A 19,723-nucleotide genomic window follows, 5' to 3' on the forward strand; every position below is an offset into this window, starting at 1 on the left:
CCGATGCTGATTCCTCGCAAGGTCAAGTACCGGAAGCAGCACCACCCGGACCTTCGCGGCAAGGCCAAGGGCGGGACGTCGGTCACCTTCGGTGAGTTCGGCATCCAGGCTCTGGAGTCGGCCTACGTGACGAACCGTCAGATCGAGTCCGCTCGTATCGCCATGACGCGTCACATCAAGCGTGGCGGCAAGGTGTGGATCAACATCTTCCCGGACCGTCCGCTGACGAAGAAGCCGGCCGAGGTCCGCATGGGCTCCGGTAAGGGTTCTCCCGAGTGGTGGGTCGCCCCGGTCAAGCCGGGTCGTGTGATGTTCGAGCTGTCGGGCGTGCCCGAGGCCATTGCCAAGGAGGCGATGCGCCGTGCGATGCACAAGCTCCCGATGAAGTGCAAGTTTGTTAAGCGGGAGGGGGAGTGATGGCGAAGTCCGTGACTGCCCACGAGCTGCGCGACCAGTCCGTCGAGGACCTGGTCACGAAGCTCAAGGAAGCCAAGGAAGAGCTCTTCAACCTCCGCTTCCAGGCCGCTACCGGCCAGCTCGACAACCACAGCCGTCTTCGTACCGTCAAGCGCGAGATCGCGCGGATCTACACGGTCCTGCGCGAGCACGAGCTGGGCATCGTCCCGCTGTCTGGTGAGTCGGCTGAGGAGACGAAGGAAGCAGCCGAATGAGTGAGAACCAGACCGAGACGCGCAACTACCGCAAGGTGCGCGAGGGCTACGTCGTCAGCGACAAGATGGACAAGACCGTCGTTGTCGAGGTCGAGGACCGCGTCAAGCACGCCCTGTACGGCAAGGTCATCCGACGGACGACCAAGTACAAGGCGCACGATGAGGCGAACTCCGCTGGCGTCGGCGACCGGGTCCGCATGATGGAGACCCGGCCGCTCTCCGCGACGAAGCGTTGGCGCGTCGTGGAGATCCTGGAAAAGGCTAAGTAACCCCAGCCTGTTGGCGGCCGACACGCGTTGTCGGCCGCCAGCGCGAGGGGTGAGACCACCTAGCCGTGCGGCAGTGGACCGCACGCATCACATCAGGAGCAGACGTGATTCAGCAGGAGTCGCGACTCAAGGTCGCCGACAACACGGGTGCCAAGGAGATCCTTACCATCCGTGTTCTCGGTGGCTCGGGTCGGCGCTACGCCGGGATCGGCGACACGATCGTCGCCACGGTGAAGGACGCCCTGCCTGGCGCTGGAGTCAAGAAGGGCGACGTCGTCAAGGCCGTTGTCGTGCGCACCGTCAAGGAGCGCCGCCGGCCCGACGGCTCCTACATCCGCTTCGATGAGAACGCTGCCGTGCTCATCAAGGACGGTGGGGACCCGCGAGGCACCCGCATCTTCGGCCCGGTCGGCCGTGAGCTGCGTGACAAGAAGTACATGCGCATCATTTCGCTGGCGCCGGAGGTGCTCTAAGCGATGAAGATCAAATCTGGCGACGAGGTCATCGTTCTCGCCGGCAAGGACAAGGGTGCCACCGGCAAGGTCGTCAAGGCCCTGCCGAAGGAAGACCGTGTCATCGTCGAGGGCGTCAACCTGGTCAAGAAGCACAGGAAGGCCAACCCGGCGGGCGGCCAGCAGGGCGAGGTCGTCACGAAGGAGGCCCCCATCCACGTGAGCAACGTTGCGCTCGCGGAGGACGGCAAGGCCACTCGGGTCGGCTACCGCTTCGAGGAAGACGGAACCAAGGTTCGGGTCTCCCGTCGCACCGGTAAGGACATCTGATGACGGTTACCAACGACATCACGGCCCCGCCGATGCCGCGGCTCAAGGAGAAGTACCGCAACGAGATCGCTGCGGGCCTCAAGGACGAGTTCGACATCGCCAACGTCATGCAGATCCCCGGTCTCACGAAGATCGTGGTCAACATGGGCGTCGGCGAGGCGGCTCGGGACGCGAAGCTGATCCAGGGCGCGATCGCCGACATCACGGCGATCACCGGCCAGAAGCCGAAGATCAACCGGGCCAAGAACTCCATCGCGCAGTTCAAGCTGCGCGAGGGTCAGCCGATCGGCGCCAGCGTCACGCTGCGCGGCGACCGGATGTGGGAGTTCCTCGACCGGCTGCTCTCGCTGGCCCTGCCCCGGATCAGGGACTTCCGTGGCCTTTCCCCGAAGCAGTTCGACGGGAACGGCAACTACACGTTCGGTCTGACCGAGCAGGTCATGTTCCACGAGATCGACCCGGACAAGGTCGACCGCCAGCGTGGGATGGACATCACGGTTGTCACGACGGCGACCACCGACGAACAAGGCCGCAGCCTGCTCAAGCGGCTCGGTTTCCCGTTCAAGGAAGCCTGAGGGGTTACCACAGATGGCTAAGAAGTCCCTGATCGCGAAGTCGCAGCGGAAGCCGAAGTTCGGCGTTCGCGCGTATACTCGATGCTCTCGGTGCGGCCGCCCGCGCGCCGTCTTCCGGAAGTTCGGCCTGTGCCGTATCTGCTTCCGCGAGATGGCCCACCGGGGCGAGCTGCCCGGTATCACCAAGTCGAGCTGGTAGTTTCCGGTGGGGTCGACCCTGCGCTCCGGCGCGGTCGGCCCCCCGAAACGCCGCCTGACCGGTGGCACATCGCAGTGGCCGTGACCGCCTCCTGGCGGTCCGCGGCCCGGCAACATCCATTCAAACAGGGCACGGCAGTCCCCAGGGGACCGCGGTGCCCACGACCACGCCGAAGGTCCGTTTGTGCACTCCCCGGGGGCGACCCCGAGGGGAGGCAGGCTCTGGGAAAGCCCGCACTCGGAAACCGCGGTGAGGAAGGGCCAGTCGGCCATGACGATGACCGACCCGATCGCAGACATGCTGACGCGTCTGCGTAACGCGAACTCGGCTTACCACGACACCGTGGCGATGCCGTATTCCAAGATCAAGGCGCACATCGCCGAGATCCTCCAGCAGGAGGGCTTCATTCAGGGGTGGCGGACCGAGGAGGCCCCCGTGGGCCAGAGCCTCGTCCTCGACCTGAAGTACGGCCCCACCCGTGAGCGTTCCATCGCGGGAATCCGCCGGGTCTCCAAGCCCGGTCTCCGGGTGTACGCGAAGAAGGAGAACCTTCCGCGCGTGCTGGGCGGCCTCGGTGTGGCGATCATTTCGACGTCCGGTGGCCTGATGACCGACAAGCAGGCCAAGAAGCGTGGCGTGGGCGGCGAAGTCCTCGCTTACGTCTGGTAATAGGGAGAGACTGAAGCATGTCGCGAATCGGTCGACTGCCGCTCTCGGTCCCCAAGGGCGTCGAAGTCACGATTAACGGGCAAGACGTCACTGTCAAGGGGCCGAAGGGCGAACTCAAGCACACGATCGCCGAGCCGATCACCGCCTCCTTCGAGGATGGTGTCGTCACGGTCGCTCGTCCTGACGACAAGCCGGAGAACCGGTCGCTGCACGGTCTGACCCGTGCGCTGCTGGCGAACCTGGTCGAGGGCGTCGCCAAGGGCTACGCCAAGACGCTGGAGATCCACGGTGTGGGTTACCGCGTCCAGGCCCGCGGCTCCAACCTGGAGTTCTCGCTGGGCTTCAGCCACCCGGTGGTCATCGAGCCCCCCCAGGGCATCACCTTCCGCGTGGAGAAGCCGACCCTCCTCCACGTCGAGGGCATCGACAAGCAGCTGGTGGGCCAGGTCGCCGCGAACATCCGCGGTCTGCGCAAGCCTGACCCGTACAAGGCCAAGGGCGTGCGGTACAAGGGTGAGCACATCCGCCGCAAGGCCGGAAAGGCTGGTAAGTAGGCATGGGCATCACCGTGAGCCGTAAGCGCACCGCGAAGGCCACCACCTCGCGCAAGCGCCGGCAGTTCCGGGTCCGCAAGAAGGTCGTGGGCACCAGCGAGCGTCCGCGTCTGGCCGTGTTCCGCTCCTCCAAGCACATCGTCGCGCAGGTGATCGACGACACCAAGGGTCACACCCTGGTCGCCGCCTCCAGCGTCGAGACCGACGTGCGGGGTGCCGAGGGCACGAAGTCCGACAAGTCCGTCAAGGTCGGTGAGCTCGTCGCGCAGCGCGCGAAGGACGCCGGTATCACCCAGGTCGTCTTCGACCGCGGTGGTAACCGTTACGCCGGTCGTATCGCCAAGCTCGCCGACGCGGCGCGCGAGGGCGGGCTGGAGTTCTAGTTCGATGACCTCTGTACTGGCCAAGAACAACCACGAGAAGAGGAACCACTGATGGCTGCAGCACCGCGGCGCGGCGCCGGTGGCGAGCGGCGTGATCGCCGTGACGATCGCCGCGGCGGCGCCGCAGACAAGGGTGTCTCCTACATCGAGAAGGTCGTGACCATCAACCGGGTCGCGAAGGTCGTCAAGGGCGGCCGTCGCTTCTCCTTCACCGCGCTCGTCGTCGTCGGTGACGGCAACGGCATGGTGGGTGTCGGTTACGGCAAGGCCAAGGAAGTTCCGGCCGCGATCGCCAAGGGCGTGGAGGCCGCGAAGAGGAACTTCTTCCGCGTCCCCCGCATCCAGGGCACCATCGTGCACCGGGTCCAGGGCGAGGAAGCCGCTGGCGTCGTCCTGCTCCGTCCGGCCGCTCCGGGTACCGGTGTGATCGCCGGTGGCCCCGTGCGCGCCGTCCTGGAGTGCGCCGGCATCCACGACGTCCTGAGCAAGTCGCTCGGTTCGTCCAACCCGCTGAACATCGTGCACGCCACGGTGGCGGCGCTCAAGGGTCTCAACCAGCCCGAGGAGATCGCGGCCCGCCGTGGTCTGCCGATCGAGGATGTGGCCCCGGCTGCCATGCTGCGCGCTCGCTCTGAGGCGAAGGCAGGAGCCTGATCATGGCCAAGATCAAGATCACGCAGACCCGCTCCAAGATCGGCGGCAAGGTGAAGCAGCACGCTGCTCTCCAGTCGCTGGGCCTGGGTCGGATCGGTAAGTCCACCGTCCGCGAGGACCGCCCTGAGGTTCGCGGGCAGATCACGATCGTCTCGCACCTCGTCACTGTCGAGGAGGTCGCAGAATGAGCGACTACAACCCCGACGAGCTGCTCAAGCTGCACCACCTGCGTCCCGCCCCGGGGAGCAACAAGGCCAAGATCCGCAAGGGTCGCGGCGAGGCTTCCAAGGGTAAGACCGCTGGTCGCGGTACCAAGGGCACCAAGGCTCGTAACACCGTTCGTCCCGGCTTCGAGGGTGGGCAGATGCCCCTCATCCGCCGGATTCCGAAGCTCAAGGGCTTCAGCAACGCCCGGTTCAAGACGACCTACCAGGTCGTCAATCTGGACAAGCTGAGCGAGCTCTACCCCGAGGGTGGCGAGGTCACCGTCGAGGGCCTGGTCGCCAAGGGCGCGGTTCGCAAGAACCAGCTCGTCAAGGTGCTGGGTACGGGTGAGATCACCGTCGCCGTGCAGGTGAGCGCCAACGCGTTCTCCGGCTCGGCGAAGGAGAAGATCACCGCTGCCGGTGGCACTGTCACCGAGCTGTAGGGGTTTCCCTACGATGCGTACTGGGGGCGCCCGCCCGGCAGGTCCGAAAGGTCCTGTTGGCGGGCGCCCTCACGTGTTGTGAGTGTTGATCGTTATGCCTCACGACACCTCGCGTCAGGTGATGACTGTTACAGTGCCATCTGTTTGAGCTCCCCGCTTGACGTAATGTGAGTACTTCCGAGCACCGGGCGACCAGCCCGGTGCTGACGTTCTACGACGATTCAGGATCGGCCGCGATGTCTGGAACCCGTTCCGCCGCCGAAGCCGCGCAGGAGGAGACGTGCTAGGTGCGTTCGTTCGTGCATTCCGCACGCCCGACCTGCGCAATAAGCTGCTGTTCACACTGTTCATCCTGACGCTGTTCCGGCTGGGTTCGGTGATTCCCGCACCGGGCATCGACTCGGCGGCGATCAGGGACCAGATGGACTTCATCACCGCGCAGGACCAGTCCGGTGTCTACGCGCTGGTGAACCTGTTCAGCGGCGGCGCGCTGCTTCAACTGGCGGTGTTCGCGCTCGGGGTCATGCCGTACATCACCGCGAGCATCATCATCAACCTCCTCACTGTGGTGATCCCCCGGTTGGAGGCCCTCAAGAAGGAGGGCCAGGCCGGGCAGAGCAAGATCACGCAGTACACCCGCTATCTCACCCTCATGCTCGCCGTGCTCCAGGCCACCTCCATCGTGGCCATGGCCCGCACGGGCGCCCTCTTCCAGAACTCGATCGACCCGTCGGTCTACATGCCCAACCAGGACATCCTCACCATGGTGACGATCGTCTTCGTGATGACCGCGGGTACCGCGATCATCATGTGGATGGGTGAGCTGATCACCGAGCGCGGTGTCGGCAACGGTATGTCGCTGCTGATCTTCACCCAGGTCATCGCGATGTTCCCCTCCTCGATCATGGGTCTGTACGAGGAGCGGTCGGTCTGGATCTTCATCATCATCTGCGTCGCCGGTCTGGCTCTGATCACCGCCGTGGTGTTCATGGAGCAGGCGCAGCGCCGCATCCCGGTGCAGTACGCGAAGCGCATGGTGGGTCGTCGCATGTACGGCGGCAGCTCGACCTACATCCCCCTGAAGGTCAACCAGGCGGGCATCATCCCCGTGATCTTCGCCTCCTCGCTGCTGTACCTCCCGCAGCTGGTCGTCGGTCTGATCGGGCAGGACTCCACCCATCCGGTGGCCCAGTTCTTCCAGACCTACTTCCTCACGGGCACTCACCCCGTCTACATGGCGACGTTCTTCGTCATGATCGTCGGCTTCGCGTTCTTCTACGTGGCCATCACGTTCAACCCCACTGAAGTCGCCGACAACATGAAGAAGTACGGTGGGTTCATCCCGGGTATCCGACCTGGGCGTCCGACCGCCGAGTACCTGGACTTCGTCCTGACTCGTCTGACGACCCCCGGATCGCTGTACCTGGGTGTGATCGCTCTCCTGCCCATGGTCGCTCTCGGCGCCACCGGTGCCGACATGAACTTCCCCTTCGGCGGGACGAGCATCCTGATCATGGTGGGTGTCGGGCTGGACACGGTGAAGCAGATCGAGAGTCACCTCCAGCAGAGGAACTACGAAGGTTTTCTGCGATAAATGCGTGCAGTATTGGTGGGGCCGCCTGGGGCCGGTAAGGGCACCCAGGCCCAGATCCTCGCGGAAGAGCTGTCGATCCCGAAGGTGTCCACCGGTGACATCTTCCGGGCCAACGTCAGCGGTGGTACGGAACTCGGCAAGAAGGCCAAGGAGTTCATGGACCGTGGTGACCTCGTCCCCGACGAGGTCACGAACGCCATGGTCAAGGACCGGCTGGCCCAGGGGGACGCGAAGGACGGTTTCCTGCTCGACGGGTTCCCCCGCAACGTCCCCCAGGCGGAGACGCTCAAGGGCATGCTGGCCGACCTCGGCACCGGGCTGGACGTCGTCCTGGAGCTGCGGGTCGACGAGGAGGAGGTCGTCAAGCGCCTCTCGGGCCGTCGTTCCTGCCCCGAGTGCGGCCGTGTGTACCACGTCGAGTACGACGCCCCCGAGGTGGCGGGCAAGTGTGACGTGGAGGGCGCGGAGCTGTACCAGCGCGAGGACGACCGCGAGGAGACCATCCGGCACCGGCTCAAGGTCTACCGCGAGCAGACCGCGCCGCTGGTCGAGTTCTACTCGGGTGAGGGCCTGCTGGCCACCATCGCCGCCACGGGCCCCGTGGCGGAGGTGACGGCTCGCGCGAAGGCCGCCATCGAGGAGAAGCGGTCGGGTCGCTGATGTCTCCCAGAGGCGACTCCGGTGTGCAGATCAAGACGCCAGAACAGATCGCGAAGATGCGGGCGGCGGGCCAGGTCGTGGCCCGCGCCCTGGACACCCTCCGGGCCGCGGTGCGGCCCGGAGTGTCCACCCTCGAACTCGACGCCGTGGCCGAGAAGGTCATCCGGGACGCCGGGGCCATCCCCTCCTTCAAGGGGTACCACGGCTTTCCCGGTTCGATCTGCGCCTCGGTGAACGAGGAGGTCGTGCACGGTATCCCGAGCGCCGAGCGCGTCCTGGCCGACGGCGACATCATCTCCATCGACTGCGGTGCCATCCTGGACGGCTGGCACGGCGACTCCGCGGTGACCATCGCGGTCGGCCAGGCCCGGCCCGAGGACCTCGCGATGATGGAGGTGTGCGAGGAGTCCATGTGGCGGGGGATCGCGCAGATGCGTCCGGGCGGCCGCCTGGGCGACATCGGGTTCGCGATCGGCGGCCACATCGCCGCCCACGGCTACGGCAACGTGCGCGAGTACGGCGGCCACGGTATCGGCACCCAGATGCACATGGACCCGCACGTGCTCAACTACGGCAAGAAGGGCCGTGGTCAGAAGCTCGTCGAGGGCATGTGCCTGGCGATCGAGCCGATGACCACGAGTGGTCGGCACGACGTGGAGGAGCTGGACGACGGCTGGACCGTCGTCACCCGCGACGGCGGCCGTTCCGCGCACTTCGAGCACACCGTCGCGATCACGGCGGACGGTCCGATGGTGCTGACCGCACGCGAGTCGAACCGCGATAAAATCACTCAGATGGGGCTCGTCCAGCCGACCTGGTGACGGCGGGCACGTCCCCGGACCCCTCCGGCCACCGGCCGGAGCGGCGGGGGCGGCGACCACCCACGAGAGGCGAGGTGCGCGCAGTGTCCGACCCGGTGCCGTCGATACGAACGTCCGACTCGGAGCGCGACCGCGTGGCGGGCCTGCTCCAGGAGCACTTCGCCCAGGGGCGGCTGGACCACGAGGAGTTCACCGAGCGCCTCAGCCAGGCGTACCGGTCCAGGACCGTGGAGGAGCTGGCCCTGGTGACCCGGGACCTGCCCGAGCGCGACCTGGCCGACGTGGGCCGCGCGCCGCTGGCGGACGCCGCTGTCCCACCGCTGCGGTTGCGCGACCCGGCGCTGATGGTGCCGTGGGTCCTCTACGGCGGGGTCAACGCCCTCTGCTTCTTCATCTGGATGATCCTCTTCTTCACGACCGGGGCCGACTACCCGTGGTTCCTGTGGGTCCTGGGCCCGTGGGGGATCATGATGTCCGTGGTGACCTTCGGTGTCCTCGCCGCCCAGCGCGGCCAGGGCGAGGACTGATCCGGAGCCGGGAACCGGGCCGGGAACGGAACGGCCCGCACACCTGTTCTGCCCGAGGGGCGGACGGTGTAGGGTTCTGTGCCCTTCGGTTAGGAGTACTTGCCCGGAGGGGATAGACTGTCAAAGCCCATACGCGGGCTGTTGGGTCAGTCTGCCTTCTTTGTGCCACGTCATTCCACTCGACGTACGCTCTCTCGCAGTTGGCCCGAGCTTCCAGTGTGTTCAGGCTCAAACGACCAGGATCTCTCCGGTCGTTCGGGCTCTCGTGTCATGCGAGGCCACTGGGGTCGCGTCGGGTTGTCATGATCAACCAATCGATGAGCGAGGCGTGGAGGACATGGCGAAGAAAGACGGCGCCATCGAGATCGAGGGTTCCGTTGTCGAGTCGCTACCCAACGCTATGTTCAAGGTAGAGCTCGACAACAAGCACACGGTCCTTGCCCACATCAGCGGCAAGATGCGGATGAACTACATCCGTATTCTCCCCGACGACCGCGTCGTCGTGGAGCTGAGCCCGTACGACCTCACGCGCGGGCGCATCGTTTACCGCTACAAGTAGCCCGTCAGGGGCCGCACGGCCCAAGACTGGTGATGTGATGAGTTCGGAGTCACCATGAAGGTCAAGCCGAGCGTGAAGAAGATCTGCGCGAAGTGCCGCGTGATCCGTCGTAACCGACGGATCATGGTCATTTGCTCGGACCCGCGTCACAAGCAGCGCCAGGGCTAACACCCCGGCTCGCTCGCCGCGGCTTCCGCACAGCGAGGACCCGGTAGGGAGAACAGCTCCCCGCCGGGCACGTGAAACAACGAATACCTGTTCCGATCTCCCGCCGTCCAGGACGCGCGGGGGAGAACCCCCGGTCGGAGGCCGGGGCCTCGTCGATTGGGCGACGAGAGGAGGGAACGGGTCAGACCTCCGCATATGCATGGATGGAGTCTCGCCCACATGGCACGTATTGCCGGCGTTGACCTCCCCCGCGACAAGCGGGTGGAGATCGCTCTCACGTACGTTTTCGGGGTTGGCCGCACGCGCGCCCTCGAAACCCTGAAGAACACCGGTGTCGACGGGAACACCCGCGTCTACCAGCTGTCCGAAGAGGACCTGGTCAAGCTGCGCGAGTGGATCGACGCCAACTACCAGGTCGAGGGTGACCTGCGTCGCGAGGTCCAGGCCGACATCCGTCGCAAGATGGAGATCGGCAGCTACCAGGGCATTCGCCACCGTCGTGGCCTTCCGGTCCGCGGTCAGCGCACGCAGACCAACGCCCGCACCCGCAAGGGCAAGAAGAAGACCGTGGCCGGCAAGAAGAAGGCCGGCAAGAAGTAGTCCGCCTCGGACCTGTCAACCGCGTCCGAGAAGATACACACGGACCGATGATCTCTGGGAGTTTCGCTCATGCCGCCTAAGGGCCGTCAGGGTGCCGCGCGCAAGGTGCGCCGCAAGGAAAAGAAGAACATCGCCCACGGGCACGCTCACATCAAGAGCACGTTCAACAACACGATCGTGAGCATCACCGACCCGACCGGTGCGGTGATCGCCTGGGCCAGCTCGGGTCAGGTCGGCTTCAAGGGGTCGCGTAAGTCCACCCCCTACGCCGCGCAGATGGCCGCCGAGGCCGCGGCCCGCCGTGCCCAGGAGCACGGCGTCCGCAAGGTCGACGTCTTCGTGAAGGGCCCGGGTTCCGGCCGGGAGACCGCCATCCGTTCGCTCCAGGCGACCGGCCTCGAGGTGGGCTCCATCCAGGACGTCACCCCGGTTCCGCACAACGGCTGCCGTCCGCCGAAGCGCCGCCGCGTCTGATCGGCACCGGTGCCCGCGCCTCCTACCGCGCGGGCACCCCGCGATGTGGTCCGCCGCCGCTCCCTGTGGGGAAGCGGCGCGGACCGGGTAGGAATCCGAACAGGGGACGCCACCGCTTCCGGTGGTGTCCGTCCGGTGGCCGTCAAATAGCGGGCGGCCATGTGGAAGGGAAGTCACGGACCATGTTGATCGCACAGCGTCCCACGCTCACCGAGGAAGTCGTCTCGGACCTGCGTTCGAGGTTTGTCATCGAGCCGCTGGAGCCGGGTTTCGGCTACACGATCGGTAACTCTCTCCGACGTACGCTGCTGTCCTCCATCCCCGGTGCGGCTGTCACCAGCATCCGCATCGAGGGCGTCGAGCACGAGTTCACCACCGTGCCCGGGGTCAAGGAGGACGTCACCGAGATGATCCTCAACCTCAAGGGTCTGGTCGTCAGCTCCGAGCACGACGAGCCGGTGCTGATGTACCTGCGCAAGCAGGGCCCCGGTGTGGTGACCGCCGCGGACATCGCTCCGCCGGCCGGTGTCGAGGTGCACAACCCCGACCTGCACATCGCCACGCTGAACAGCAAGGGCAAGCTGGAGATGGAGCTGACGGTCGAGCGCGGCCGCGGTTACGTCTCGGCGACGCAGAACAAGCAGCAGGGGCAGGAGATCGGTCGCATCCCGATCGACTCCATCTACTCGCCGGTGCTGCGTGTGACCTACAAGGTCGAGGCCACCCGAGTCGAGCAGCGCACCGACTTCGACCGCCTGATCGTCGACATCGAGACCAAGCCGGCCATCCGTCCCCGTGACGCCGTGGCCAGCGCGGGCAAGACCCTGGTCGAGCTGTTCGGTCTGGCGCGTGAGCTCAACGTCGACGCCGAGGGCATCGACATGGGCCCGTCGCCCACGGACGCCGCGCTCGCGGCGGACCTGGCGCTGCCGATCGAGGACCTCAACCTCACGGTCCGGTCCTACAACTGCCTCAAGCGTGAGGGCATCCACAGCGTTGGTGAGCTGGTTGCCCGCTCCGAGCAGGACCTGTTGGACATCCGCAACTTCGGTGCCAAGTCCATCGATGAGGTCAAGCAGAAGCTCATCGACATGGGCCTGTCCCTGAAGGACTCCCCGCCCGGATTCGACCCCAGCACCGCGGCCGACTCCTACGGCTCCGAGGACGACGAGGGTGAGTCCTTCGTCGAGACGGAGCAGTACTAACCTTCGTCGCCCCAAGGTCCCCGGCCGAGTGCGGCCGTGGACCGCATCACTAGGAGAACGACACCATGCCCACGCCTACCAAGGGCGCCCGTCTGGGTTCCGGGCCCGCTCACGAGCGGCACATCCTGGCGAACCTCGCCACCTCGCTGTTCCAGCACGGCCGTATCCGCACCACGGAGGCCAAGGCCAAGCGCCTGCGTCCGTACGCCGAGAAGCTCATCACGCTGGGCAAGCGCGGTGACCTGCACGCCCGCCGTCAGGTGCTGACCAAGATCACGGACAAGTCCGTGGTGCACGAGCTCTTCACCGAGATCGGCCCGCGCTACGAGAACCGTCCCGGTGGCTACACCCGTATCACCAAGATCGGTCCGCGCAAGGGCGACAACGCCCCGATGGCCGTCATCGAGCTGGTCGAGGCGCTGAACGCTCCCGCCGCTCCGGCCGCCGCTCCCGTCGAGGAGACCGCCACGGCCGAGGACACCGCCACGGAGGCCCCCGAGGCCACCGAGGAGAGCTCCGAGAGCAAGTAGGGCTGCCGTGCGCAGGGCCAAGGGGCCCGCGTACCAGGCTCGCCGAGTGCCCGACCCTCGCGGGGGTCGGGCACTTCTCTTTTCACGGGGTCACCCGGGTCGCCGCGGCGACCCCGGGGTGGCCGGGGCGCGTCCACGGGGGTGCGCCCGGATGCGGGGTGGGGATGGACGAGAACGAGACGACCACCGTCCGGCTGCGATTGGACATCGCCTACGACGGCACGGACTTCTCCGGGTGGGCGGCCCAGCCGACCCGGCGAACGGTCCAGGGTGAACTGGAGTCCGCGCTGGCGAAGGTGCTGCGGCTGCCGTCGGCCTCGGTGACGTGCGCCGGGCGCACCGACGCGGGTGTGCACGCGCGCGGCCAGGTGGCGCAGGTGGACGTGCCGCTGGCGACCTGGGAGGCCGAGGGGGAGCGGGTGCTGCGCAGGCTCGCCGGCGTGCTGCCCGGGGATGTGCGGGTCAACAGTGTCCGGGTGGCGCCGCCGGGGTTCGACGCGCGCTTCTCGCCCCTGTTCCGCAGGTACGTCTACCGGATCAGCGACGCCCCCTACGGCGTGGAGCCGCTGCGCCGCCGCGACGTGCTCTGGCACCGGCACCCGGTGGACGTCGACCGGATGAACGAGGCCGCCGCGCTGCTGCTCGGTGAGCACGACTTCGCCGCCTTCTGCAAGAAGCGTGAGGGCGCCACCACCATCCGGGAACTGCTGCGTCTGGAGTGGGTGCGGGAGGACGAGCACCTGATCGCCGGGACGATCCAGGCCGACGCGTTCTGCCACAACATGGTGCGCGCTCTCGTGGGCGCTCTCGTGACGGTGGGGGACGGGCGGCGCGGTGTCGACTGGCCGGGTCGGGTCCTGGGCGCCGCCGTGCGCGACTCGTCGGTCCAGGTGGTGGGCCCCCAGGGGTTGAGCCTGGAGGAGGTGCGCTATCCGGCGGACGAGGAGCTGGCGGGCCGGGCGAGCCTCACCCGGCGGGTCCGCGAGCTGCCCTGCAAGGGCCACGCGGAGTAGTCCGCCGAAGCGGAACGGCGCCGCCCCCGACCACGGACCGTGGACCGGGGGCGGCGCCGTTCGCGTGCGCGGCGGCCGTTGTCAGGCGCGGTCGTCGGCCAGCGCCTGGTGGACGTTCTCGATGAACCCCTCGCCGATGTCGCGCAGCTCGGTGGCGTCGGAGCCGTCCTCGGTCTCCTCGTCGCTGCCGTCGCTGTTGGCGGACAGGGAGAAGAGGAGGTAGCGGCCCCACTGACCGCTGCTGCCGTGGCCGCCGGAGTAGCCCAGGCGCTCGGCGGGGGTGCCCTCCTCGCCGGGCAGGCCCGCGAACCACTCGGCGCCGACCAGGTCCTGCGCGCCCAGGGCCGTCTCGGCCTCGGAGTCGCTGGGCATGGCGGCGATCCCGACCGTGACCGCCCGGTTCTGGTCCTCGCTCAGGTACGAGGCGCGCACCAGCTGTCGGCAGTCGTTGTCGGCCAGGACCGTGCCGTAGTCGCCGTGGGTACCGGTGGCGCAGTCCTCGGTGTCGTCGACGGCCACGCGGCTGAACGTGCCTTGGCCCTCGATCTCGATCTCCTCGGGGAAGAGTCCGTCGGGCGCCAGGGACCCGGAGTCGGCGTCCTCGTCGGCGACCGGAGAGCCGGAGCCGCCGGAACCGAACCCGAAGTAGAAGGCGCCGCCGCCCGCGATGGCGAGCAGGGCGACGAAGCCCGCGCCCAGGAGGATGAGCTGGCTCCGGGGGCGCCTGCGCGGGGCCCGGTCGTCGTAGTCGTCGTAGTCGTCGTACTCGTCACGCACGCTCTGGACGTCGAACTGGGCCGTGTCGGCTCCGGCGTCCTCGGGCACCTCGTCCCGGTAGAGCGGCCGGGCGTTGCCCGCGGGCGCGGCGGGGACGGCGCGCAGGTTCTGGGTCGCGCCCATGGCGTCGGGCGGGAAGACCGGTTCCTCGGCGGGCCGGGGCGGCTCGGTCGGCGCCGCCGGGTAGGAGGGCGCTCCGTGCGGGGGCACGCCGGGGGCGCCCGGACCGCCGTGCGGCTGGGGACCGGGGCCGCCGGGGAGTGTCCCGGGGCCGCCGGGCGGCAGCGCGTTCGGCGGGGGAGGGATCGGGCCGCGCATCGACGGCTGACCGCCGGTGGGCATGGCCTGGGGGCCGCCGGGCGGCACCTGGGCGCCGCTCCCGGGATGGCCGGGAGGAGGACCGGCCTGGCCCGGGTGCGGACCGGTCGGCGGCTGGGGCGGGCGGCCCTGGGTGAGCGGAGGCGGCGGGGCGCCCTGCCCGGGGTGGGGCCGGGGCGCTCCGGGGGGAAGCGTCTGCCCGGGATGCGGCTGTCCGGGTCGGGGCTGCCCGGGAGGGGTCGGCCCGGGCGCCTGCGGTCCGGTGCCCGGCCTGCCGGGCACCGCTGCGGGTCCCTGGGGGCCGCCCGGGGGAACGGCGCCCTGCGGCACTCCGGGCGCCGCGTTGGGCCCGCTCTGAGTGAGATGTCCCATTCCGGGGTGGCCGCCGGTGGGTCCGCCCGGCGCTCCGGGCGGGAGGCCGCCACGGGGCGGCCCGACGTGCGTCTGCGGAGCCTGCGGGCCGCTCGGCCCGGCGTGCGGCGGGAACTGGGGACCGCTGTGCGCACCGGGAACACCCTGTGGCGCCGTAGCTCCCCGGGGCGGCTGCGGGAACTGGCCGTGCGGGGGGAGGCCCGGCGCGGGCGGGGGCGCCTGCGGGCCGCTCGGCCCGGCGTGCGGCGGGAACTGCGGCCCGGAGGGGGCCGCGGCAGGTGTGGCGTGCGGCCACTGCGGTCCGGATGTGGAATGCTGGCCCTCGGGCTGGGAGGGCGCCCCGAGCAGGTCCCGACCGTCGCCTGCCTCCGGCTGGAGAGGTCGTCCGTCTGGGCCGTACTGAGGCGGGTTCGGATGGGTGCTGATGGGAGTCTCCGAAGGCTCTGAGGGTGGGACTGGGCCGCGGTTCGCCGGGACCCTGGCCTGTGTCCGCGTTGTGGCTTCCGTACTGCGTCAGCGGACGTTCGGCGATCGTGACGGGCGTCTCCAAGGTGCGGGTCGCCGCCCGTGGTACCGGGCGGATACCGGCCTTTTGGTGCAAGGGTAACCAACGCGCGGGCGAGAGCAGGACGAAGCACTCCCGGCGACAGGCATAATAAAAGGCGGAGAGGTCACGGATGTGAACCCGTCCCGGCGCTTTCCCGCCAGACGTATCCCATCGGTCGGCCCTACGCGCTCTTTGACCTGCGTTAGGGTGGACAGGTAGGATATTTCGTCGTTGTGCGTTGAGTTGCCGTGGGCCCCAAACTCCCGAAGCTGGGTGCCGATCCACGCACCATCGTCTGCGCACTCACGACCGGGTCGTCCTGATTGGACATGGGACATCCGGCCACGTAACAGCCCCGCACCCGCGGCGGCTGTTCGGCCCCGCACCCGTAGGGGTGTTCCGTAATACGAGTCCACCATCCCGTTCGGGATGGGGCAGCCGACTGGAAGAGCGAAGGCGAACGATCGTGCGCACATACAGCCCCAAACCAAACGATGTCCAGCGTCAGTGGCACGTTGTCGACGCTACCGATCTCGTGCTCGGGCGTATGGCGAGCCAGGTCGCCACGCTGCTTCGGGGCAAGCACAAGCCCTACTACGCGCCCCACATCGACACCGGCGACTTCGTCATCGTCGTGAACGCCGAGAAGGTCGCGCTGACCGGTAAGAAGCTGGACCAGAAGCGTGCCTACCGGCACTCCGGTTACCCCGGCGGTCTGCGTTCGATCGCGTACGCCGACCTGCTGGAGAAGAACCCCGAGCGGGCCATCGAGAAGGCTGTCAAGGGCATGCTCCCCAAGGGCTCCCTCGGCCGTCAGATGGGCAAGAAGCTCAAGGTGTACGCCGGTGCGGAGCACCCGCACCAGGCCCAGCAGCCGGTTCCGTTCGAAATGAAGAAGATCGAGCAGCCCGCCTAGGCGTTCGCAGACTTTCACAGGAAGCACGAGGATAACCGTGGCCGAGCCCACCGGCATCGAAGCCGTCGAGCAGGAAATCGCCGAGAACCCGGAGGAGTTCCCCTCCGAGTACACGAGCGAGTCGGACGAGACGACCGCCGCCTACGTTCCCACCGCCTCCGGCCCCAGCGCCGGTACCGGTCGTCGTAAGCAGGCCGTCGCCCGCGTCCGCATCGCCCCCGGTACGGGCGAGTGGAAGATCAACGGCAAGCCGCTTGACGTCTACTTCCCGGACAAGGTCCACCAGCAGACCGTCAAGGACCCCTTCGTCTCCCTCGGATTCGACGGCGCCTACGACGTCTCCGCCCGTCTGGACGGCGGCGGCACCAGCGGCCAGGCCGGAGCCCTGCGTCACGGCATCGCCCGTGCCCTGGCCTCCCTGGACGCCGAGAACAACCGCCCCACCCTGAAGAAGGCCGGCTTCCTCACCCGTGACGACCGCGAGGTCGAGCGGAAGAAGGCCGGTCTCAAGAAGGCGCGCAAGGCTCCGCAGTTCTCCAAGCGCTAATGCTCATGCGCCGGCTTCCGCTCGGCTGAGCTTTCGCCCGTACGCCGTTCCCTCTGTCGGGAACGGCGTGCGGGCTCGCTGTTTTTTCGGTGGCTTTCTCCGCCACGCTGAACTTCACCGGTGCCGGCTCTCTCCGGCACCGCTTTCGAAAGGGGCTGTCGCCTGTGGCTCGGCTGTTCGGAACCGACGGCGTACGCGGTCTCGCGGGACGCGACCTGACCGCTTCTCTCACCCTGGAACTGTCCATCGCCGCGGCGCGGGTGCTGACGCGCGCCGCCGACGGGGGGCGGCGTCCGCTCGCGGTGGTCGGCCGCGATCCCCGGGCGTCCGGAGAGTTCCTGGAGGCCGCGGTCGTCGCGGGTCTGGCCAGCACCGGCGTGGACGTCGTCAGGGTCGGCGTGCTGCCGACCCCGGCCGTCGCCTACCTCACCGGGACCCTGGGCGCCGACTTCGGCGTCATGCTCTCGGCGAGCCACAACCCGGCTCCGGACAACGGCATCAAGTTCTTCGCGCGGGGCGGCCAGAAGCTGGAGGACGCCCTGGAGGAGGAGATCGAGGGCATGCTCGGCGTGCCGTCGACCCCCGCCGTGGGCGACGCTGTCGGCCGGGTCACCGAGTCCCACGACGGAGCCGAGCTGTACACCCGGCACGTGCTGGACTCGCTCCCGCACCGCCTGGACGGGCTCAAGGTCGTCATGGACTGCGCCCACGGCGCCGCCAGCACGGTCGCGCCCGAGGCGCTGCGCCGGGCGGGCGCCGAAGTCATCGCGATCGGCGACCGGCCGGACGGCCACAACATCAACCAGGGCTGCGGTTCCACCAGCCTCGGCGCGCTCCAGGAGGCGGTGCGGCTGCACGGCGCGGACGCCGGTATCGCCAACGACGGCGACGCCGACCGCTGCCTGGCGGTGGACTCCGAGGGCAACGTGGTGGACGGGGACCAGATCCTCGCGATCCTGGCCACGGAGGCCAAGGAGGCCGGGCGCCTGGCGAAGGACACCCTCGTGGTGACGGTCATGTCCAACCTCGGTCTGAAGCTGGCGATGGCGCGTGAGGGCGTCACCGTGGTGGAGACGGCGGTGGGCGACCGCTACGTGCTGGAGGAGATGAAGCGCGCCGGGTTCGGGCTGGGCGGCGAGCAGTCCGGCCACGTGATCCTGCTGGACCACGCCACCACCGGCGACGGCCTGTTGACGGGGCTGCACCTGCTGGCCGCGATGGCACACCGGGGCCAGGGCCTGGCCGAGCTGGCCAAGGTGATGACCCGCCTCCCGCAGGTGCTCATCAACGTCGCGGACGTGGACCGGTCGCGGGCGGCGGAGTCCGAGGAGCTGGCCGCCGCCGTCAGCGCGGCCGAGGCCGAGCTGGGCGAGACCGGCCGGGTGCTGATCCGGCCCAGCGGGACCGAGCCGAAGGTCCGCGTGATGGTGGAGGCCCCCGAGCAGGAGCAGGCCACAGCGGTGGCCGAGCGCCTCGCCGCCGTGGTGCGCTCCGCCCTCGGCTAGGGAGACGTTTCGACGAGCGCGCGCATCCGGGCACACCGTGGCCCGGGTGCGCGTTTTCGTGTGTGTGCGGTGTGGTGGGGCGGCCCGGGGCGGGCCGCTCCCTAGGGTCGGACGACCGGGGCCCCGCGGCCCTGGGACGACGGAGTGGAGCGGGCATGGCGGCGGACGGGCGGTACGGGCACCCCCTGACCATCGGTGTGGACATCGGCGGGACCAAGGTCGCCGCCGGGGTGGTCACACCGGGCGGGAGGGTGCTGGCGCGGCTGCGGACACAGACTCCCGACCGGAGCAGGAACGCGTCGGTGGTGGAGGACACGATCGTGGCGGTCGTGTCCGAGCTGCGGCGCGAGTACCGGGTGCGGGCCGTGGGCGTGGGCGCGGCCGGGTTCGTGGACGAGCGCCGCTCCCGGGTGTTGTTCGCCCCGCACCTGTCGTGGCGTGAGGAGCCGCTCCGGGACGCGCTGTCGGTGCGCCTGGGGCTGCCGGTGGTGGTGGAGAACGACGCGAACGCCTCGGCCTGGGCGGAGGTGCGCGCGGGGGCCGCGCGCGGCGTGGACGACGTCGTGGTGGTGAACCTGGGGACGGGAATCGGGGGCGCGGTCGTCCTGGGCGGGGAGTTGCGGCGCGGCCGCTACGGGATCGCGGGCGAGTTCGGTCACATGACGGTGGTGCCGGGCGGGCACCGTTGCGAGTGCGGGAACCGGGGCTGCTGGGAGCAGTACGCCAGCGGTAACGCGCTCACCCGGGAGGCGCGGGAGCTGGTCGCGGCCGGGTCTCCGGTGGCCGAGGCGCTGCGGCAGGCGGTGGGCGGGGAGCCGGCGCTGATCACCGGTCCGCTGGTGAGCGAGTTGGCTCTCAAGGGGGACCGTGCCTGCCGGGAGCTCCTGGAGGAGGCGGGCGGTTGGCTCGGGGTGGGGTTGGCCAACCTGGCGGCCGCCTTCGACCCGGAGCTGTTCGTGATCGGCGGTGGCGTGTCCGAGGTGGGCGAGCTGTTGCTCGGCCCGGCCCGGAGCGCGTTCGCCAGGGGGTTGACCGGCCGGGGCTACCGGCCGGAGGCCCGTGTGGTGGCCGCCGCCCTGGGCAACCAGGCGGGGCTGGTGGGCGCCGCCGACCTCGCGCGGGAGGCCCTGCCGAGGGGGAGGAGGCGGCGCAGGCAGCCGCGTCTGGGCAGGGCCCGGTGGTGAG

Annotated in this window: 29 protein-coding genes; 28 read left to right on the top strand and 1 reads right to left on the bottom strand. The window is 68.8% G+C overall.

The annotated features are described in order from the left end of the window. Nucleotides 1–3: 3 nt before the first annotated feature. The 24 genes from rplP to truA all read left to right on the top strand — a co-directional run bounded on the left by rplP (nucleotide 4) and on the right by truA (nucleotide 13,556). Entirely contained in the window at nucleotides 4–417 is a 414-nt protein-coding gene (gene rplP, locus ABZ635_RS07710) for a 50S ribosomal protein L16 (RefSeq protein ID WP_357760521.1), read from the top strand. Next, the gene (gene rpmC, locus ABZ635_RS07715; protein WP_017542999.1) at nucleotides 417–671 is read left to right on the top strand and encodes a 50S ribosomal protein L29; all 255 of its coding nucleotides are present in this window, start codon (nucleotides 417–419) and stop codon (nucleotides 669–671) included. Before rplP ends, rpmC begins: the two co-directional genes overlap by 1 nt. Further along, nucleotides 668–940: a 30S ribosomal protein S17 gene (rpsQ, locus tag ABZ635_RS07720; RefSeq protein WP_017588431.1), complete on the top strand. Its 273-nt coding sequence runs from the start codon at nucleotides 668–670 to the stop codon at nucleotides 938–940. Before rpmC ends, rpsQ begins: the two co-directional genes overlap by 4 nt. 104 nt (nucleotides 941–1,044) lie before the next feature. Beyond that, nucleotides 1,045–1,413: a 50S ribosomal protein L14 gene (rplN, locus tag ABZ635_RS07725; RefSeq protein WP_013156121.1), complete on the top strand. Its 369-nt coding sequence runs from the start codon at nucleotides 1,045–1,047 to the stop codon at nucleotides 1,411–1,413. 3 nt (nucleotides 1,414–1,416) lie between these two features. After that, on the top strand, nucleotides 1,417–1,722 hold the full coding sequence (gene rplX, locus ABZ635_RS07730) for a 50S ribosomal protein L24 (RefSeq protein WP_017573366.1): 306 nt from the start codon (nucleotides 1,417–1,419) through the stop codon (nucleotides 1,720–1,722). After that, nucleotides 1,722–2,297 (top strand): 50S ribosomal protein L5, encoded by a 576-nt coding sequence (gene rplE, locus ABZ635_RS07735; RefSeq protein ID WP_357760527.1) that lies wholly within the window; start codon nucleotides 1,722–1,724, stop codon nucleotides 2,295–2,297. Before rplX ends, rplE begins: the two co-directional genes overlap by 1 nt. A gap of 13 nt (nucleotides 2,298–2,310) precedes the next feature. After that, complete coding sequence (locus ABZ635_RS07740) at nucleotides 2,311–2,496, top strand: type Z 30S ribosomal protein S14 (protein WP_013156124.1); 186 nt, start codon at nucleotides 2,311–2,313, stop codon at nucleotides 2,494–2,496. 270 nt (nucleotides 2,497–2,766) lie between these two features. Further along, nucleotides 2,767–3,165, top strand: coding sequence for a 30S ribosomal protein S8 (gene rpsH / locus ABZ635_RS07745; protein WP_357760530.1), 399 nt, complete (start codon nucleotides 2,767–2,769; stop codon nucleotides 3,163–3,165). Nucleotides 3,166–3,182: 17 nt separating this feature from the next. After that, complete coding sequence (gene rplF / locus ABZ635_RS07750; RefSeq protein WP_357760533.1) at nucleotides 3,183–3,719, top strand: 50S ribosomal protein L6; 537 nt, start codon at nucleotides 3,183–3,185, stop codon at nucleotides 3,717–3,719. A gap of 2 nt (nucleotides 3,720–3,721) precedes the next feature. Next, entirely contained in the window at nucleotides 3,722–4,102 is a 381-nt protein-coding gene (rplR, locus tag ABZ635_RS07755) for a 50S ribosomal protein L18 (protein ID WP_357760537.1), read from the top strand. Nucleotides 4,103–4,153: 51 nt separating this feature from the next. Next, complete coding sequence (gene rpsE, locus ABZ635_RS07760) at nucleotides 4,154–4,756, top strand: 30S ribosomal protein S5 (protein ID WP_017542992.1); 603 nt, start codon at nucleotides 4,154–4,156, stop codon at nucleotides 4,754–4,756. A 2-nt stretch (nucleotides 4,757–4,758) separates the two neighbouring features. Continuing rightward, nucleotides 4,759–4,944, top strand: a complete 186-nt coding sequence (gene rpmD, locus ABZ635_RS07765; protein ID WP_017542991.1) for a 50S ribosomal protein L30 — start codon at nucleotides 4,759–4,761, stop codon at nucleotides 4,942–4,944. Then, nucleotides 4,941–5,405: a 50S ribosomal protein L15 gene (gene rplO / locus ABZ635_RS07770; protein WP_017542990.1), complete on the top strand. Its 465-nt coding sequence runs from the start codon at nucleotides 4,941–4,943 to the stop codon at nucleotides 5,403–5,405. The genes rpmD and rplO overlap by 4 nt, the downstream gene beginning before the upstream one ends. A 280-nt stretch (nucleotides 5,406–5,685) precedes the next feature. Next, nucleotides 5,686–6,999, top strand: coding sequence for a preprotein translocase subunit SecY (gene secY / locus ABZ635_RS07775; protein ID WP_357760542.1), 1,314 nt, complete (start codon nucleotides 5,686–5,688; stop codon nucleotides 6,997–6,999). Then, nucleotides 7,000–7,659, top strand: a complete 660-nt coding sequence (locus tag ABZ635_RS07780; protein WP_357760545.1) for an adenylate kinase — start codon at nucleotides 7,000–7,002, stop codon at nucleotides 7,657–7,659. It abuts the gene before it with no gap. Next, a complete protein-coding gene (gene map, locus ABZ635_RS07785) occupies nucleotides 7,659–8,480 on the top strand; it encodes a type I methionyl aminopeptidase (RefSeq protein ID WP_357760547.1) in 822 nt (273 codons plus the stop codon). The genes ABZ635_RS07780 and map overlap by 1 nt, the downstream gene beginning before the upstream one ends. An 83-nt stretch (nucleotides 8,481–8,563) precedes the next feature. Then, nucleotides 8,564–9,007, top strand: a complete 444-nt coding sequence (locus tag ABZ635_RS07790) for a DUF1707 domain-containing protein (protein WP_357760550.1) — start codon at nucleotides 8,564–8,566, stop codon at nucleotides 9,005–9,007. Nucleotides 9,008–9,344: 337 nt separating this feature from the next. Beyond that, nucleotides 9,345–9,566, top strand: a complete 222-nt coding sequence (gene infA / locus ABZ635_RS07795) for a translation initiation factor IF-1 (protein ID WP_017578623.1) — start codon at nucleotides 9,345–9,347, stop codon at nucleotides 9,564–9,566. Nucleotides 9,567–9,620: 54 nt separating this feature from the next. Then, nucleotides 9,621–9,734: a 50S ribosomal protein L36 gene (gene rpmJ, locus ABZ635_RS07800; protein ID WP_082206327.1), complete on the top strand. Its 114-nt coding sequence runs from the start codon at nucleotides 9,621–9,623 to the stop codon at nucleotides 9,732–9,734. Nucleotides 9,735–9,953: 219 nt separating this feature from the next. Further along, a complete protein-coding gene (rpsM, locus tag ABZ635_RS07805; protein ID WP_017542983.1) occupies nucleotides 9,954–10,334 on the top strand; it encodes a 30S ribosomal protein S13 in 381 nt (126 codons plus the stop codon). 69 nt (nucleotides 10,335–10,403) lie between these two features. Further along, nucleotides 10,404–10,808 carry a 30S ribosomal protein S11 gene (gene rpsK / locus ABZ635_RS07810; RefSeq protein WP_017542982.1) on the top strand — a complete coding sequence of 135 codons (405 nt, stop codon included), beginning with the start codon at nucleotides 10,404–10,406 and terminating at the stop codon, nucleotides 10,806–10,808. A gap of 182 nt (nucleotides 10,809–10,990) precedes the next feature. Further along, complete coding sequence (locus ABZ635_RS07815; RefSeq protein WP_357760555.1) at nucleotides 10,991–12,013, top strand: DNA-directed RNA polymerase subunit alpha; 1,023 nt, start codon at nucleotides 10,991–10,993, stop codon at nucleotides 12,011–12,013. A 65-nt stretch (nucleotides 12,014–12,078) separates the two neighbouring features. Further along, nucleotides 12,079–12,543 (top strand): 50S ribosomal protein L17, encoded by a 465-nt coding sequence (gene rplQ, locus ABZ635_RS07820; RefSeq protein ID WP_357760558.1) that lies wholly within the window; start codon nucleotides 12,079–12,081, stop codon nucleotides 12,541–12,543. 164 nt (nucleotides 12,544–12,707) lie between these two features. Continuing rightward, nucleotides 12,708–13,556: a tRNA pseudouridine(38-40) synthase TruA gene (gene truA, locus ABZ635_RS07825; protein ID WP_357760561.1), complete on the top strand. Its 849-nt coding sequence runs from the start codon at nucleotides 12,708–12,710 to the stop codon at nucleotides 13,554–13,556. 81 nt (nucleotides 13,557–13,637) lie between these two features. Here the strand turns inward: truA and ABZ635_RS07830 are convergent, their stop codons facing one another. Then, a complete protein-coding gene (locus tag ABZ635_RS07830; protein WP_357760564.1) occupies nucleotides 13,638–14,699 on the bottom strand; it encodes a hypothetical protein in 1,062 nt (353 codons plus the stop codon). A gap of 1,337 nt (nucleotides 14,700–16,036) precedes the next feature. On the opposite strand from ABZ635_RS07830, the gene rplM reads away from it, so the two are divergent. From rplM to ABZ635_RS07850, 4 genes are all read left to right on the top strand, one after another. After that, a complete protein-coding gene (gene rplM / locus ABZ635_RS07835; protein WP_357760567.1) occupies nucleotides 16,037–16,486 on the top strand; it encodes a 50S ribosomal protein L13 in 450 nt (149 codons plus the stop codon). Nucleotides 16,487–16,523: 37 nt separating this feature from the next. Then, nucleotides 16,524–17,033 carry a 30S ribosomal protein S9 gene (rpsI, locus tag ABZ635_RS07840; RefSeq protein WP_357760570.1) on the top strand — a complete coding sequence of 170 codons (510 nt, stop codon included), beginning with the start codon at nucleotides 16,524–16,526 and terminating at the stop codon, nucleotides 17,031–17,033. A 164-nt stretch (nucleotides 17,034–17,197) separates the two neighbouring features. Further along, a complete protein-coding gene (gene glmM, locus ABZ635_RS07845) occupies nucleotides 17,198–18,538 on the top strand; it encodes a phosphoglucosamine mutase (RefSeq protein ID WP_357760573.1) in 1,341 nt (446 codons plus the stop codon). A gap of 155 nt (nucleotides 18,539–18,693) precedes the next feature. Next, nucleotides 18,694–19,722 (top strand): ROK family glucokinase, encoded by a 1,029-nt coding sequence (locus tag ABZ635_RS07850; protein WP_357760576.1) that lies wholly within the window; start codon nucleotides 18,694–18,696, stop codon nucleotides 19,720–19,722. Nucleotide 19,723 lies beyond the last annotated feature (1 nt).

It is taken from the genome of Nocardiopsis sp. NPDC007018 (assembly GCF_040635075.1).
In the GTDB taxonomy this organism is placed as follows: Bacteria; Actinomycetota; Actinomycetes; order Streptosporangiales; family Streptosporangiaceae; genus Nocardiopsis.